General features: G+C 41.4%; 11 protein-coding genes and 1 pseudogene. 9 read left to right on the top strand and 3 right to left on the bottom strand.

The window, feature by feature from the left end:
• The first annotated feature begins 28 nt into the window (after positions 1–28).
• Positions 29–6,730 (top strand): LPXTG-anchored adhesin/beta-galactosidase BgaA, encoded by a 6,702-nt coding sequence (gene bgaA / locus HT729_RS03290; RefSeq protein WP_172931655.1) that lies wholly within the window; start codon positions 29–31, stop codon positions 6,728–6,730.
• 247 nt (positions 6,731–6,977) lie between these two features.
• On the opposite strand, the gene HT729_RS12560 is transcribed toward bgaA, so the two are convergent.
• The 3 genes from HT729_RS12560 to HT729_RS03300 all read right to left on the bottom strand — a co-directional run bounded on the left by HT729_RS12560 (position 6,978) and on the right by HT729_RS03300 (position 8,404).
• Complete coding sequence (locus HT729_RS12560; RefSeq protein ID WP_321132329.1) at positions 6,978–7,424, bottom strand: transposase; 447 nt, start codon at positions 7,422–7,424, stop codon at positions 6,978–6,980.
• 164 nt (positions 7,425–7,588) lie between these two features.
• Complete coding sequence (locus HT729_RS11935) at positions 7,589–7,834, bottom strand: transposase (RefSeq protein ID WP_031222748.1); 246 nt, start codon at positions 7,832–7,834, stop codon at positions 7,589–7,591.
• 210 nt (positions 7,835–8,044) lie between these two features.
• Positions 8,045–8,404, bottom strand: coding sequence for a DUF3397 domain-containing protein (locus HT729_RS03300; RefSeq protein WP_000525408.1), 360 nt, complete (start codon positions 8,402–8,404; stop codon positions 8,045–8,047).
• A 92-nt stretch (positions 8,405–8,496) separates the two neighbouring features.
• Here HT729_RS03300 and HT729_RS03305 point away from each other — a divergent pair.
• The 8 genes and pseudogenes from HT729_RS03305 to msrB all read left to right on the top strand — a co-directional run bounded on the left by HT729_RS03305 (position 8,497) and on the right by msrB (position 15,961).
• Positions 8,497–9,453 (top strand): annotated as a pseudogene (locus HT729_RS03305) (TIGR01212 family radical SAM protein).
• A complete protein-coding gene (locus tag HT729_RS03310) occupies positions 9,437–9,994 on the top strand; it encodes a class I SAM-dependent methyltransferase (protein WP_171035980.1) in 558 nt (185 codons plus the stop codon). The pseudogene HT729_RS03305 and the gene HT729_RS03310 overlap by 17 nt, the downstream one beginning before the upstream one ends.
• Complete coding sequence (locus HT729_RS03315) at positions 9,987–10,241, top strand: hypothetical protein (RefSeq protein ID WP_049521301.1); 255 nt, start codon at positions 9,987–9,989, stop codon at positions 10,239–10,241. The genes HT729_RS03310 and HT729_RS03315 overlap by 8 nt, the downstream gene beginning before the upstream one ends.
• An 11-nt stretch (positions 10,242–10,252) precedes the next feature.
• On the top strand, positions 10,253–12,307 hold the full coding sequence (locus tag HT729_RS03320) for a cation:proton antiporter (protein WP_172931656.1): 2,055 nt from the start codon (positions 10,253–10,255) through the stop codon (positions 12,305–12,307).
• A gap of 178 nt (positions 12,308–12,485) precedes the next feature.
• Positions 12,486–13,346 (top strand): YihY/virulence factor BrkB family protein, encoded by an 861-nt coding sequence (locus HT729_RS03325; protein ID WP_171043494.1) that lies wholly within the window; start codon positions 12,486–12,488, stop codon positions 13,344–13,346.
• A gap of 195 nt (positions 13,347–13,541) precedes the next feature.
• Positions 13,542–14,252, top strand: coding sequence for a thiol-disulfide oxidoreductase-associated membrane protein CcdA2 (gene ccdA2, locus HT729_RS03330; protein ID WP_172931657.1), 711 nt, complete (start codon positions 13,542–13,544; stop codon positions 14,250–14,252).
• A 19-nt stretch (positions 14,253–14,271) separates the two neighbouring features.
• Positions 14,272–14,838: a redoxin family protein gene (locus HT729_RS03335; RefSeq protein WP_172931658.1), complete on the top strand. Its 567-nt coding sequence runs from the start codon at positions 14,272–14,274 to the stop codon at positions 14,836–14,838.
• A 10-nt stretch (positions 14,839–14,848) separates the two neighbouring features.
• Positions 14,849–15,961 (top strand): peptide-methionine (R)-S-oxide reductase MsrB, encoded by a 1,113-nt coding sequence (msrB, locus tag HT729_RS03340; RefSeq protein WP_166731507.1) that lies wholly within the window; start codon positions 14,849–14,851, stop codon positions 15,959–15,961.
• Positions 15,962–16,037 lie beyond the last annotated feature (76 nt).

Genomic DNA, 16,037 nt, shown 5'->3' on the forward strand with positions numbered 1-16,037 from the left:
GCACTAAATATAATATAAGGAGGGTTTTATGGGGAAAGGCCATTGGAATCGGAAAAGAGTTTATAGCATTCGTAAGTTTGCTGTGGGAGCTTGCTCAGTAATGATTGGGACTTGTGCAGTTCTATTAGGAGGAAATATAGCTGGAGAATCTGTAGTTTATGCGGATGAAACACTTATTACTCATACTGCTGAGAAACCTAAAGAGGAAAAAACGATAGTAGAAGAAAAGGCTGATAAAGCTTTGGAAACTAAAAATGTAGTTGAAAGGACAGAACAAAGTGAATCTAGTTCAACTGAGGCTATTGCATCTGAGAAGAAAGAAGATGAAGCCGTAACTCCAAAAGAGGAAAAAGTGTCTGCTAAACCGGAAGAAAAAGCTCCAAGGATAGAATCACAAGCTTCAAGTCAAGAAAAACCGCTTAGGGAAGATGCTAAAGCTGTAACAAATGAAGAAGTGAATCAAATGATTGAAGACAGGAAAGTGGATTTTAATCAAAATTGGCACTTTAAACTCAATGCAAATTCTAAGGAAGTCATTAAACCGGATGCAGATGTATCTACGTGGAAAAAATTGGATTTACCGTATGACTGGAGTATTTTTAACGATTTCGATCATGAATCTCCTGCACAAAATGAAGGTGGACAGCTTAACGGTGGGGAAGCTTGGTATCGCAAGACTTTCAAACTAGATGAAAAAGACCTCAAGAAAAATGTTCGCCTTACTTTTGATGGCGTCTACATGGATTCTCAAGTTTATGTCAATGGTCAGTTAGTGGGGCATTATCCAAATGGTTATAACCAATTTTCATATGATATCACTAACTATTTGAACAAAGATGGTCGTGAGAATGTGATTGCTGTCCATGCAGTCAACAAACAGCCAAGTAGCCGTTGGTATTCAGGAAGTGGTATCTATCGTGATGTGACTTTACAAGTGACAGATAAGGTGCATGTTGAGAAAAATGGGACAACTATTTTAACACCAAAACTTGAAGAACAACAACATGGCAAGGTTGAAACTCATGTGACCAGCAAAATCGTCAATACGGACGACAAAGACCATGAACTTGTAGCAGAATATCAAATCGTTGAACGTGGTGGTCAGGCTGTGACAGGTCTAGTACGTACAGAGAGTCGTACCTTAAAAGCACATGAATCAACAAGCCTAGATGCGATTTTAGAAGTTGAAAGACCAAAACTCTGGACCGTTTTAAATGACAAACCTGCCTTGTACGAATTGATTACGCGTGTTTACCGTGACGGTCAATTGGTTGATGCTAAGAAGGATTTGTTTGGTTACCGTTACTATCACTGGACTCCAAATGAAGGTTTCTCTTTGAATGGTGAACGTATTAAATTCCATGGAGTATCCTTGCACCACGACCATGGGGCGCTTGGAGCAGAAGAAAACTATAAAGCAGAATACCGTCGTCTCAAACAAATGAAGGAGATGGGAGTTAACTCCATCCGTACAACCCACAACCCTGCTAGTGAGCAAACCTTGCAAATCGCAGCAGAACTAGGTTTACTCGTTCAGGAAGAGGCCTTTGATACTTGGTATGGTGGCAAGAAACCTTATGACTATGGACGTTTCTTTGAAAAAGATGCCACTCACCCAGAAGCTCGAAAAGGTGAAAAATGGTCTGATTTTGACCTACGTACCATGGTCGAAAGAGGCAAAAACAACCCTGCTATCTTCATGTGGTCAATTGGTAATGAAATAGGTGAAGCTAATGGTGATGCCCACTCTTTAGCAACTGTTAAACGTTTGGTCAAGGTTATCAAGGATGTTGATAAGACTCGCTATGTTACCATGGGAGCAGATAAATTCCGTTTCGGTAATGGTAGCGGAGGGCATGAGAAAATTGCTGATGAACTCGATGCTGTTGGATTTAACTATTCTGAAGATAATTACAAAGCCCTTAGAGCTAAGCATCCAAAATGGTTGATTTATGGATCAGAAACATCTTCAGCTACCCGTACACGTGGAAGTTACTATCGCCCTGAACGTGAATTGAAACATAGCAATGGACCTGAGCGTCATTATGAACAGTCTGACTATGGGAATGATCGTGTGGGTTGGGGGAAAACAGCAACCGCTTCATGGACTTTTGACCGTGACAACGCTGGCTATGCTGGACAGTTTATCTGGACAGGTACGGACTATATTGGTGAACCTACACCATGGCACAACCAAAATCAAACTCCTGTTAAGAGCTCTTACTTTGGTATCGTAGATACAGCCGGCATTCCAAAACATGACTTCTATCTCTACCAAAGCCAATGGGTTTCTGTTAAGAAGAAACCGATGGTACACCTTCTTCCTCACTGGAACTGGGAAAACAAAGAATTAGCATCCAAAGTAGCTGACTCAGAAGGTAAGATTCCAGTTCGTGCTTATTCGAATGCTTCTAGTGTAGAATTGTTCTTGAATGGAAAATCTCTTGGTCTTAAGACCTTCAACAAAAAACAAACCAGCGATGGTCGTACCTACCAAGAAGGTGCGAATGCTAAGGAACTCTATCTTGAGTGGAAGGTTGCTTACCAACCAGGTACCTTGGAAGCTGTAGCTCGCGATGAAGCTGGAAAAGAAATTGCACGTGACAAGATTACCACTGCAGGGCAACCAGCAGGAGTTCGCCTCGTCAAGGAAGAACACGCCATCGCCGCAGATGGAAAAGACTTGACTTACATCTACTACGAAATCGTAGACAGTGAAGGAAATGTTGTACCAACTGCCAATAATTTGGTTCGTTTCCAATTGCATGGACAAGGTCAACTAGTCGGTGTCGATAATGGGGAACAAGCCAGCCGAGAACGCTATAAGGCGCAAGCAGATGGTTCATGGATCCGTAGAGCCTTTAACGGTAAAGGGGTTGCCATCGTTAAATCAACTGAACAAGCAGGTAAATTCACTCTGACTGCCCACTCAGATCTCTTGAAATCGGACCAAGTTACCGTCTTTACTGGTAAGAAAGAAGGACAAGAGAAGACTGTTTTGGGGACAGAAGTAGCAAGAGTTCGTACATTAATTGGTAAAGAACCAAAAATGCCGAAAACAGTAGGTTTTGTATACAGCGACGGTAGTCGTGAAAAACTTCCAGTAACTTGGTCTCAAGTCGATGTTAGTCAAGCAGGAGTTGTGACTGTTAAAGGTACAGCAAATGGACGTGAGGTAGAGGCTCATGTCGAGGTTCTAGCAATTGCGAAAGAATTACCAACAGTTAAACGTATTGCTCCAAATACTAACTTGAATTCTGTAGACAAATCTGTTTCCTATGTTTTGACTGATGGAAGTGTACAAGAGTATGAAGTGGACAAGTGGGAGATTGCCGAAGAAGATAAAGTTAAGTTAGCAATTCCAGGTTCTCGTATTCAAGCGACCGGTTATTTAGAAGGTCAACCAATTCATGCAACCCTTGTGGTAGAAGAAGGAAATGCTGCAGCACCTGTAGTGCCAACTGTTACTGTTGGAGGTGAGGCAGTAACAGGTCTTACTAGTCGACAACCAATGCAATATCGTACTCTATCTTATGGTGCCCAACTGCCAGAAGTCACAGCAAGTGCTGAAAATGCTGATGTGACAGTTCTTCAAGCAAGCGCAGCGAACGGCATGCGTGCGAGCATCTTTATTCAGCCTAAAGATGGTGGCCCTCTTCAAACCTATGCAATTCAATTCCTTGAAGAAGCACCAAAAATTGCTCACTTGAGCTTGCAAGTGGAAAAAGCTGACAGTCTCAAAGAAGACCAAACTGTCAAATTGTCGGTTCGAGCTCACTATCAAGATGGAACGCAAGCTGTATTACCAGCTGATAAAGTAACCTTCTTTACAAGTGGTGAAGGGGAAGTCGCAATTCGTAAAGGAATGCTTGAGTTACATAAGCCAGGAGCAGTCACTCTCAAAGCGGAATATGAGGGAGCTAAAGGCCAAGTTGATCTCACTATCCAGGCCAATACTGAGAAGAAGATTGCGCAATCTATCCGTCCAGTAAATGTAGTGACAGATTTACACCAAGAACCTACCCTTCCGTCAACAGTAACGGTTGAGTATGACAAAGGTTTCCCTAAAGCTCACAAAGTCACTTGGCAAGCTATTCCGAAAGAAAAACTAGACTCCTATCAAACCTTTGAAGTACTAGGTAAAGTTGAAGGAATTGACCTTGAAGCGCGTGCAAGAGTCTCTGTAGAAGGTATCGTTTCAGTTGAAGAAGTCAGTGTGACAACTCCAATCGCAGAAGCACCACAATTACCAGAAAGCGTTCGGACATATGATTCAAATGGTCACGTTTCATCAGCTAAGGTTGCATGGGATGCGATTCGTCCAGAGCAATACGCTAAGGAAGGTGTCTTTACAGTTAATGGTCGCTTAGAAGGTACGCGATTAACAACTAAACTTCATGTTCGCGTATCTGCTCAAACTGAGCAAGGTGCAAACATTTCTGACCAATGGACCGGTTCAGAATTGCCACTTGCCTTTGCTTCAGATTCAAATCCAAGCGACCCAGTTTCAAATGTTAATGACAAGCTCATTTCCTACAATAACCAACCAGCCAATCGTTGGACAAACTGGAATCGTAGTAATCCAGAAGCTTCAGTCGGTGTTCTGTTTGGAGATTCAGGTATCTTGAGCAAACGCTCCGTTGATAATCTAAGTGTCGGATTCCACGAAGACCATGGAGTTGGTGCACCGAAGTCTTATGTGATTGAGTATTATGTTGGTAAGACTGTCCCAACAGCTCCTAAAAACCCTAGTTTTGTTGGTAATGAGGACCATGTCTTTAATGATTCTGCCAACTGGAAACCAGTTACTAATCTAAAAGCCCCTGCTCAACTCAAGGCTGGAGAAATGAACCACTTTAGCTTTGATAAAGTTGAAACCTATGCTATTCGTATTCGCATGGTTAAAGCAGATAACAAGCGTGGAACGTCTATCACAGAGGTACAAATCTTTGCGAAACAAGTTGCGGCAGCCAAACAAGGACAAACAAGAATCCAAGTTGACGGCAAAAACTTAGCAAGCTTCAACCCTGATTTGACAGACTACTACCTTGAGTCTGTAGATGGAAAAGTTCCGGCAGTCACAGCAAGTGTTAGCAACAATGGTCTCGCTACCGTCGTTCCAAGCGTTCGTGAAGGTGAGCCAGTTCGTGTCATCGCGAAAGCTGAAAATGGCGACATCTTAGGAGAATACCGTCTGCACTTCACTAAGGATAAGAACTTACTTTCTTATAAACCAGTTGCTGCGGTTAAACAAGCTCGCTTGGTACAAGTAGGTCAAGCACTTGAATTGCCGACTAAGGTTCCAGTTTACTTCACAGGTAAAGATGGCTACGAAACAAAAGACTTGTCAGTTGAATGGGAAGAAGTTCCAGCAGAAAATCTGACAAAAGCAGGTCAATTTACCGTTCGAGGCCATGTTCTTGGTAGTGATCTTGTTGCTGAGTTCACTGTACGAGTGACAGACAAGCTAGGCGAAGCTCTTTCAGATAACCCAGAGTATGATGAAGACAGTAACCAGGCCTTTGCTTCAGCCACTAACGATATTGATAGAAGCTCCCATGACCGTGTGGATTATCTCAATGACGGAGATCATTCAGAAAATCGTCGTTGGACAAACTGGTCTGCAAGACCGTCTACCAATCCAGAAGTATCAGCAGGCGTAATCTTCCGTGAAAATGGTAAGATTGTAGAACGGACTGTTGCACAAGGAAAAGTTCAGTTCTTTGTAGATAGTGGTACAGATGCACCATCTAAACTTGTTTTGGAACGTTATGTCGGCCCAGACTTTGAAGTGCCTACCTACTATTCAAACTACCAAGCCTACGAATCTGGACATCCATTTAACAATCCAGAAAATTGGGAAGCTGTGCCTTATCGTGCGGATAAAGACATTGCAGCTGGTGATGAAATCAACGTAACATTTAAAGCTATCAAAGCCAAAGCTATGAGATGGCGTATGGAGCGTAAAGCAGATAAGAGCGGTGTTGCGATGATTGAGCTGACCTTCCTTGCACCAAGCGAATTGCCTCAAGAAAGCACTCAATCGAAGATTCTTGTAGATGGAAAAGAACTTGCTGATTTCGCTGAAGATCGTCAAGACTACCAAATCACCTATAAAGGTCAACGGCCAAAAGTCTCAGTTGAAGAAAACAATCAAGTAGCTTCGACTGTGGTAGATAGTGGAGAAGATAGTCTTCCAGTACTTGTTCGCCTCGTTTCAGAAAGTGGAAAACAAGTCAAGGAATACCGTATCCAGTTGACTAAGGAAAAACCAGTTTCTGAGAAGACAGTTGCTGCTGTACAAGAAGATTTTCCAAAACTCGAATTTGTTGAAAAAGATTTGGCCTACAAGACAGTTGAGAAAAAAGATTCAACACTGTATCTAGGTGAAACTCGTGTAGAACAAGAAGGAAAAACTGGTAAAGAACGTATCTTTACAGCGATTAATCCTGATGGAAGTAAGGAAGAAAAACTCCGTGAAGTGGTAGAAGCTCCGACAGACCGCATCATCTTGGTTGGAACCAAACCAGTAGCTCAAGAAGCTAAAAAACCACAAGTGTCAGAAAAAGCAGATACAAAACCAATTGATTCAAGTGAAGCTAGTCAAACTAATAAAGCCCAGTTACCAAATACAGGTAGTGCGGCAAGCCAAGCAGCAGTAGCAGCAGGTTTAGCTCTTCTAGGTTTGAGTGCAGGATTAGTAGTTACTAAAGGTAAAAAAGAAGACTAGAAATTTTGATACCTTCTTTATCATTAAAGACCAAAGAAAAACTCTTGTCCTAAATAGAAGATAAAGAGCCTGAGACAAAATAGTTCTCAACCACAAAAAAGCTAGATATTTCCAATTGCGGAACTCTAGCTTTTTAATTTTGAGTCGTTCTCTTATTGTATAGTAGATTGAAACTAGAATAGTACACTTCTACTTCTAAAACATTGTTAGAAATCAATTTGACTGTCCTTATCGATTTGTCCTGTTCTTATTTCATTTCACTATGTTTTAGGAGGTTATTGGCCATAAGTACCAATCCCATGTCAATTCTCACTTGACGCATCCCTCTCAGATTACATCTCTTGTAACCCAAACAAGCCTTTATCTGCCCAAAGACAGGTTCCACATCAATCTTGCGTTGAGCGAAAATCTGTCTACCTTGGGGAGATAAAAGCGCCTGACATTCTTTAACTTTCAAGTTTTGATAGCCTTCATTCATATACAGTCCCTTTTGAGGGGCTGATTCAGGTTCGTCGGCGTAGTAAACCTTGATTTCCTGTTGAAAGTCTGTCTGTGTTTTCTGATGTTTGATATGGTGAAAACGATAGCACCAGCCATCAGGATGTGTGTAGCTATCCTCCTTGTTATCATAGTGCCAATTCGCTAAGTTTCTAGCTGACTGTTTATAGCCTCTTTTCTGTTCCTTATCAAACATGGCATATTTAATCAAAAGGGGAGTGATTTCTTCTTGAAAATAGACCTGTATCTGTTCTTGAAGTTTGGCGGAGAATTTCTCTGTCGTTTTCTTCCACACAAAACTATACTTGTTGGCATTGGCTTCAATCTTAGTTCCGTCAATAAACAAACAATCTAAGGTCACTAACTCTTCCATTTTTCAATTTTTCGCCCAGAGAAAATCCCTTGTGAATAGGCAAATAGAAGAGTAGATACAAGCATTTTAGGGTGATAAGACGGGCGATCAAAGGCATGATAGAAGGCGTAGAAGTGATGTTCCTCCAAGGTATTCACCACTTTTTCAATAGTAAAGACGAGATGGTCTTGTGGTAAGAAGGAACTGATTTCTAGTGGTAAAGTTGTTTGATTTGTGTTATAGTGAATATGCATGGGATAGCCTTTCTAAACGGTTTATTGGGCAATTCTATTTTACCAAGACTATCGCAACCATGCAAAAAAGCAACAGCAAATCCGTTGCTTTTTTTGGAGATAAGAGACTATTGTCCCAGACTCTTTTCTTTGTATAAAATTGTATAGTGTTATTGTCTATACTATTTTGTAGAGAAAGCAAAAATCCCTAGAAAATGCTTAGGGATTCGACTATTTCATTAAGAACAATTCAACAATCATTTCTATATACATGATAAGGGTTAATAAGAATCCTGCACGCCAGAAGAATTTGATGAATTTAGGATAGTAAAAGCTGCGTTTTTTCAAAAGGAAGAAAAAGACGAGAATAATGGCTAGGATTGAGAGGGCTAGCCCCAGTCTAGGGAGGAAATTATGGGTAAAGGTTTTAGCTGTAATCAGGTAATATTCAAATACCAAGACCGGAAAAGCCAAATCCGCAAAGTTTCGTCCTAGTTTTTTTAATCTAAAAAGTTTGGTTAGGATAATGCAGACGACTAAGGTCAGTATCAATAATAAAATAGATGCTAATTTCATTAAAATCATACCCATATTGTATCATAAAAAAAAGGCTAATGGAAACGAGAAACAGAGGAATTTATAGGAAAGTCAGGCTTTTGAGATTGTGGGTGATTTTTGTTATAATGAAAGTTATAAAATCTTATAATACCTTGAATGATTATTATCGAAAACTCTTTGGAGAAAAGACTTTTAAAGTCCCTATTGATGCGGGATTTGACTGTCCCAATCGTGATGGAACTGTGGCTCATGGAGGCTGTACTTTTTGTACGGTTTCAGGTTCTGGAGATACTATTGTAGCCCCAGATGCGCCTATCCGTGAGCAATTTTATAAGGAAATTGACTTTATGCATCGTAAGTGGCCGGATGTTCAGAAGTATCTGGTTTATTTTCAAAATTTTACCAACACCCATGAAAAGGTGGAAGTTATTCGAGAGCGTTATGAACAGGCTATCAATGAGCCAGGTGTGGTAGGAATCAATATTGGAATGCGCCCAGACTGTTTACCAGACGAAACCATCGAATATTTAGCTGAGTTATCGGAGTGCATGCATGTGACGGTTGAATTGGGCTTGTAGACTACTTATGAAGCAACTTCTGACCTGATTAACCGTGCGTATTCTTATGAATTGTAGGTGGAAACGGTCAAGCGTTTGAGAAAGTATCCCAAGATTGAGATTGTTTCCCATTTGATTAATGGTTTGCCTGGTGAAACCCATGAGATGATGGTTGAAAATGTCCGCCGTTGTGTCACGAATAACGATATTCAAGGGATTAAACTGCATTTGCTCCATCTTATGACAAATACTCGTATGCAAGGAGATTACCATGAGGGACGTTTACAATTGATGAGTCAGGACGAATATGTCAGGGTCATCTGTGACCAACTGGAAATCATTCCCAAACATATCGTCATCCATCGAATCACAGGAGATGCACCTAGGGATATGCTGATTGGGCTTATGTGGAGCCTCAATAAATGGGAAGCTCTCAACAGCATTGAGATGGAGATGCGACGTCGTGGAAGTGTTCAAGGATGCAAGGCTGTAAAACAGGAGTTTGAAAATGAAAAGACCACTTGAGATGGCACATGATTTTTTGGCTGAGGTCGTGACAAAAGAGGATGTCGTAGTGGATGCGACTATGGGAAATGGTCATGACACGCTTTTTCTAGCCAAGCTAGCTAAGCAAGTCTATGCTTTTGATATTCAGGAACAAGCCTTGGAAAAGACCCAAGAGCGTTTGCATCAGGCAGGCCTGACAAATGCCCAGTTGATTTTACAAGGCCATGAGAAACTGGACCAGTTTGTGACAGAAGCCAAGGCAGGGATTTTTAATCTGGGCTATCTGCCGTCAGCTGATAAATCAGTCATTACCCAACCTCAGACGACTATTGAAGCATTAGAAAAGCTGTGTCATTTGCTTGTCAAAGGGGGACGGATTGCTATCATGATCTACTATGGTCATGAGGGAGGCGACCTCGAGAGGGATGCTGTCTTGGATTTTGTTAGCCAGTTGAACCAGCAAGAGTACACAGCTGCCATTTACCGAACTTTAAACCAAGTCAACAACCCGCCATTTTTAGTGATGATTGAAAAATTAGAGAGATATAGACATGGATAAACAATACCTACGTGAAAAGCTGGATGCCATGCGCCAGAATTTTGTTGAATCAACCCACCACGAACGAGCGGTGGGCGTGCTAGATCAAGCGCATATGAGCAAAAAAATGCTTAAAATCAAGAAAAAATTAGTTGCTCTTGAGATGGAACGGTGTCAGAGAAAAATTGAGCACAAAGACTGTTCCAAGATTGACCAAAAAATCAAAGAGCAGAAGGAGATATTTGAATCCTGTTGTAAAAAAGAGTAAGGAGGACGTGTGTGGAATTACTGATTTACCTTATACTATTTTTACTGGTCTTGATTGTCTCAAGTACAACCAATAAGCTCCTGCCCTTTTTACCTCTCCCTTTGGTACAAATTCTTTTGGGAATTGTGATTGGTCTCTTTTTACCCAATACCGACTTTCATCTCAATACGGAGTTGTTTTTGGCACTGGTTATTGGGCCCTTGCTTTTCCGAGAGTCCGAAGAAGCGGACATTACAGCTATTTTAAAACACTGGCGAATCATTGTTTATCTCATATTTCCAGTGATTTTTATCTCGACCCTGAGTTTGGGTGGCTTGGCCCATCTTCTTTGGCTTAGCCTTCCCTTGGTAGCTTGCTTGGCTGTTGGAGCGGCACTTGGGCCTACGGATTTGGTTGCCTTTGCCTCTCTTTCGGAGCGTTTTAGCTTTCCTAAGCGCGTGTCCAATATTCTTAAAGGTGAAGGACTCTTGAATGATGCCTCTGGTTTGGTGGCCTTTCAGGTGGCCTTGACAGCTTGGACAACTGGAGCCTTTTCCCTTGGGCAAGCGAGTAGTTCGCTCATCTTTTCAATCCTAGGCGGTTTTTTAATTGGCTTTTTAACAGCCATGACCAACCGTTTCCTGCATACCTTCTTGCTGAGTGTGAGAGCAACGGATATTGCCAGCGAACTTTTATTAGAATTGAGTTTGCCTCTAGTGACCTTCTTTCTGGCAGAAGAAGTTCATGTTTCAGGTATTATTGCCGTCGTAGTTGCTGGAATTTTAAAGGCAAGCCGTTTTAAGAAAATTACGCTCCTCGAAGCCCAAGTGGATACGGTGACCGAGACAGTTTGGCATACAGTGAATTTTATGCTCAACGGTTCTGTCTTTGTGATTTTAGGAATGGAGTTGGAAATGATAGCAGAGCCTATCTTGACCAATCCAATCTATAATCCCTTGCTCTTGCTGGCATCTCTTGTCACCCTTACCTTTGTCCTCTTTGCTATTCGTTTTGTCATGATTTATGGCTATTATGCCTATAGGACTAGACGTCTCAAGAAAAATCTAAATAAGTATATGAAGGACATGCTTCTCTTGACCTTCTCAGGTGTTAAGGGAACGGTGTCGATTGCTACAATCCTTCTGATACCAAGTAATCTAGAGCAGGAGTATCCTCTCTTGCTTTTCCTCGTCGCAGGTGTGACACTTGTAAGCTTTTTAACAGGCCTCGTGGTCTTGCCTCAGCTTTCTGACGAACAGGAAGAAAGCAAGGACTATCTCATGCATATCGCCATTTTGAATGAAGTAACGCTAGAGTTGGAAAAAGAGTTGGAAGATACCAGAAATAAACTTCCCCTCTATGCGGCTATTGACAATTACCATGGACGTATTGAAAATCTCATTTTAAGCCAAGAAAACCAGGATGATCAAGAAGATTGGGCTGCTTTGAAACTCTTGATTCTTAGTATTGAAAGTGATGGTTTGGAGCAGGCCTATGAAGAGGGGAACATTAGCAATCGTGCTTACCGAGTTTACCAACGTTATCTGAAAAATATAGAACGAGGCATCAATCGTAAATTTGCGTCACGATTGACCTATTATTTCCTTGTTTCTTTGCGGATTTTACGTTTTCTCCTTCATGAAGTTTTTACTCTCGGAAAGACCTTCCGTAGCTGGAAGGACAAGGAGCAAAGCCGTCTCCGTGCTCTTGATTACGACCAAATAGCAGAGCTCTATCTTGCCAATACAGAGATGATTATTGAAAGTTTGGAAAACCTGAAGGGAGTCTATAGACGCTCTTTGATTAGTTTTATGCAGGAGTCTCGTCTTCGAGAAACAGCTATTATCAGCAGTGGTGCCTTTGTCGAACGGGTTATCAATCGCGTTAAGCCTAACAATATCGATGAAATGCTGAGGGGCTATTATCTGGAGCGCAAGTTGATTTTCGAATACGAAGAAAAACGATTGATTACGACCAAGTATGCCAAGAAGTTACGACAAAATGTCAATAACTTAGAGAACTATTCCTTGAAGGAAGCTGCCAATACCCTGCCGTATGATATGGTGGAATTGGTAAGAAGAAATTAGTTAATACTCTTCGAAAATCTCTTCAAACCACGTCAGCGTCGCCTTGGATTATATATGTGACTGACTTCGTCAGTTTCATCTACAACCTCAAAGCAGGGCTTTGAGCAGCCTGCGGCTAGCTTCCGAGTTTGCTATTTGATTTTCATTGAGTATAAGATTATAAGTGAAGGAGTGTGACATGAAAAAGTGGTGGAAAGAGCTGATAGACAAGCCTCTATTAAAAGCTTTTTTGCATTATTATCAAGCATCAGATAGTGAGTTGACCAGTGTCGCAGTAGCCTACTATTGGTTGATTTCGATTTTTCCCCTGCTTTTGGTGGTGGTCAATATCCTCCCCTATTTTCAGATTCCTGTGGGAGAACTTCTGGGCTTTATGAAAGACGTCCTGCCCCCAAGCCTCTATGAAGGTGTGGAAAAAATAGCCAGAGAAGTCTTGACGCAACCTTCAACAGGTTTATTGAGTTTTTCTGTCTTGTCGGCGCTATGGAGTTTTTCAAAATCTATGAATTTCTTGCAAAAAGCTTTTAACAAGGCTTATGGCGTCGAAAAGAGTCGTGGACTTATTTCCCATCAGATGGTGAGCCTCCTAGTCAGTTTTGGCTTGCAGTTCCTCTTTGCGTTTGCCTTGTTTTTGAGCTTGTTTGGGCAGATGCTTTTGGCTTTACTTGCTCATTATTGGACAAAAGATGGCATTATCTATCAGGCTTTACAAGGGTTGGCAGGTCCTCTGACTTACGCCCTCCTCTTTGCTATCTTGGTCATGCTTTATTATTTTCTTCCCAATCTATCTGACAGGAAAATTAGCTATACCCTACCAGGCAGTGCCTTTGTCCTCTTAGTGATTTTAGGTTTACTAACTCTGTTCTCTAGTTATCTCAATTACTATGTCCATCATTTAGTGGACGTCCGAATTTTAGGTTCTGTTCTTCTTGTTGTTATGATGTTTTGGTTTATCTTGATTGCTAAAATTGTTATCCTAGGCGCGGTTATCAATGCCAGTGTTCAGAGTTTGAAAGATCCGGTCTTTAAAAAAGATTAACTATTTATCTATTACAAAAGCGCATAGTATCANNTGATACTATGCGCTTTTGTGCTTTGACAGTTTTTGTATAGTTTTTGTCCAAGATTTCTAAATCATCTGATTAAATTCCTATTTTTCCCTATCATTGTCCCTGTTTTTTCGAAAATGGAAGGAGTATAATAAATCTATCAATAAAATGATAGGAGGAACTTTATGGGTCATATTTTCTTTTTTCTAAGTGTCTTTTTGGCAGGGATTCTATCCTTCTTTTCTCCTTGTATCTTACCCTTGTTACCAGTCTATACAGGGGTGTTACTAGATGATAAGGATAGTGCTCAGGCTTCTAGTGGCAAATTTTCCATCTCAGTTACTAGTTTATTACGAACTCTGGCCTTTATAGCAGGAATTTCCTTTATATTTATTTTGTTGGGCTATGGAGCTGGTTTTTTAGGCGACTTGCTTTATGCTTCTTGGTTTCAATATGTGACGGGTGCGGTTATCATTCTCTTAGGCTTGCACCAGATGGAGATTCTACACTTTAAGGGGCTTTATAAGGAAAAGAGGTTACAACTGCAAGGACAGGGGCAAAATGGTAAGGGCTATAGTCAGGCATTTTTATTGGGCTTGACCTTTAGTTTTGCTTGGACGCCTTGTGTGGGGCCGGTTCTTGGCTCTGTTTTGGCCTTGGCGGCTTCAGGTGGCTCAGGTGCTTGGCAGGGAGCGGGTCTCATGTTGGTGTACACGTTGGGCTTGGCGCTACCATTCTTGCTTCTAGCTCTGACCTCTAGTTATGTTTTGAAACATTTCCGAAAACTTCATCCCTATCTCGGAATCCTCAAAAAAGTGGGTGGTTTTCTCATTATTGTGATGGGACTCTTGGTTCTGTTTGGAAATGCTTCAATTTTAAGTCAATTATTTGAATAAAATGGAAAGGAATATCAATATGAAAAAATGGCAAACATGTGTTCTTGGAGCAGGTTCGCTCCTTTGTTTGACGGCTTGTTCAGGCAAGTCCATGACTAGTGAACACCAAACGAAAGATGAAATGAAGACGGAGCAGACAGCTAGTAAAACAAGCGCAGCTAAAGGGAAAGAGGTGGCTGATTTTGAATTGATGGGAGTAGATGGCAAGACCTACCGCTTGTCTGATTACAAGGGCAAGAAAGTCTATCTCAAATTCTGGGCTTCTTGGTGTTCCATCTGTCTGGCTAGTCTTCCAGATACGGATGAAATTGCTAAAGAAGCTGGCGACGACTATGTGGTCTTGACAGTAGTGTCACCAGGACATAAGGGGGAGCAATCTGAAGCGGACTTTAAGAATTGGTATAAGGGCTTGGATTATAAAAATTTCCCAGTCCTAGTTGACCCATCAGGCAAACTTTTGGAAACTTATGGCGTCCGTTCTTACCCAACTCAAGCCTTTATAGATGGTGAAGGAAAATTGGTCAAAATGCAACCAGGTTTCATGGAAAAAGATGCAATTTTACAAACTTTGAAGGAATTAGCCTAGGAGGTGTCCTATGAATGATAAGTTAAAAATCATCATGTTGCTAGGAGTATTTTTTCTAGCCATAACCGGTTTCTATTTTCTATTGATGAGAAATGCAGGGCAGACAGATGCCTCGCAAATTGAGAAAGCGGCAGTTAGCCAAGGAGGAAAAACAGTGAAAAAAACAGAAGTTAGTAAAGATGCAGATTTGCACGAAATTTATCTAGCTGGTGGTTGTTTCTGGGGAGTTGAGGAGTATTTTTCTCGAGTTCCTGGGGTAACAGATTCCGTTTCAGGCTATGCAAATGGTAGAGGGGAAACAACCAAGTACGAATTGATTAACCAAACAGGTCATGCGGAGACTGTTCATGTCACCTATGACGCCAATCAAATTTCCCTCAAGGAAATCCTGCTTCACTATTTCCGCATTATCAATCCAACCAGTAAGAATAAACAAGGAAATGATGTGGGAACCCAGTACCGTACCGGTGTTTACTACACAGATGACAAGGATCTAGAGGTGATTAACCAAGTCTTTGATGAGGTGGCTAAGAAGTACGATCAGCCTCTAGCAGTTGAAAAGGAGAGTCTGCAGAATTTCGTAGTGGCTGAGGATTACCACCAAGACTATCTCAAGAAAAATCCAAATGGCTACTGCCATATCAATGTTAATCAGGCGGCCTATCCTGTCATTGATGCCAGCAAATATTCCAAACCAAGTGATGAGGAATTGAAAAAGACCCTGTCACCTGAGGAGTATGCAGTCACCCAAAAAAATCAAACAGAACGGGCTTTCTCAAACCGCTACTGGGATAAATTTGAATCTGGTATCTATGTGGATGTGGTAACCAGCGAACCTCTCTTTTCATCAAAGGACAAGTTTGAGTCTGGTTGCGGATGGCCTAGTTTCACCCAACCAATCAGTCCAGATGTCGCTACCTACAAGGAAGATAAGTCCTACAATATGACGCGTATGGAAGTGCGGAGCCGAGTAGGAGATTCTCACCTTGGGCATGTCTTTACGGATGGTCCACAGGACAAGGGCGGCTTACGTTACTGTATCAATAGCCTCTCTATCCGCTTTATTCCCAAAGACCAAATGGAAGAAAAAGGCTACGCTTATTTACTAGATTATGTTGATTAATACTCTTCGAAAATCTCTTCAAACCACGTCAGCGTCGCCTTACCGTATGTAGGGTTACTGACTTCGTCAGTTTTAT

The organism is Streptococcus sp. 79 (assembly GCF_013277425.1).
Classification (GTDB): Bacteria; Bacillota; Bacilli; order Lactobacillales; family Streptococcaceae; genus Streptococcus; species Streptococcus pseudopneumoniae.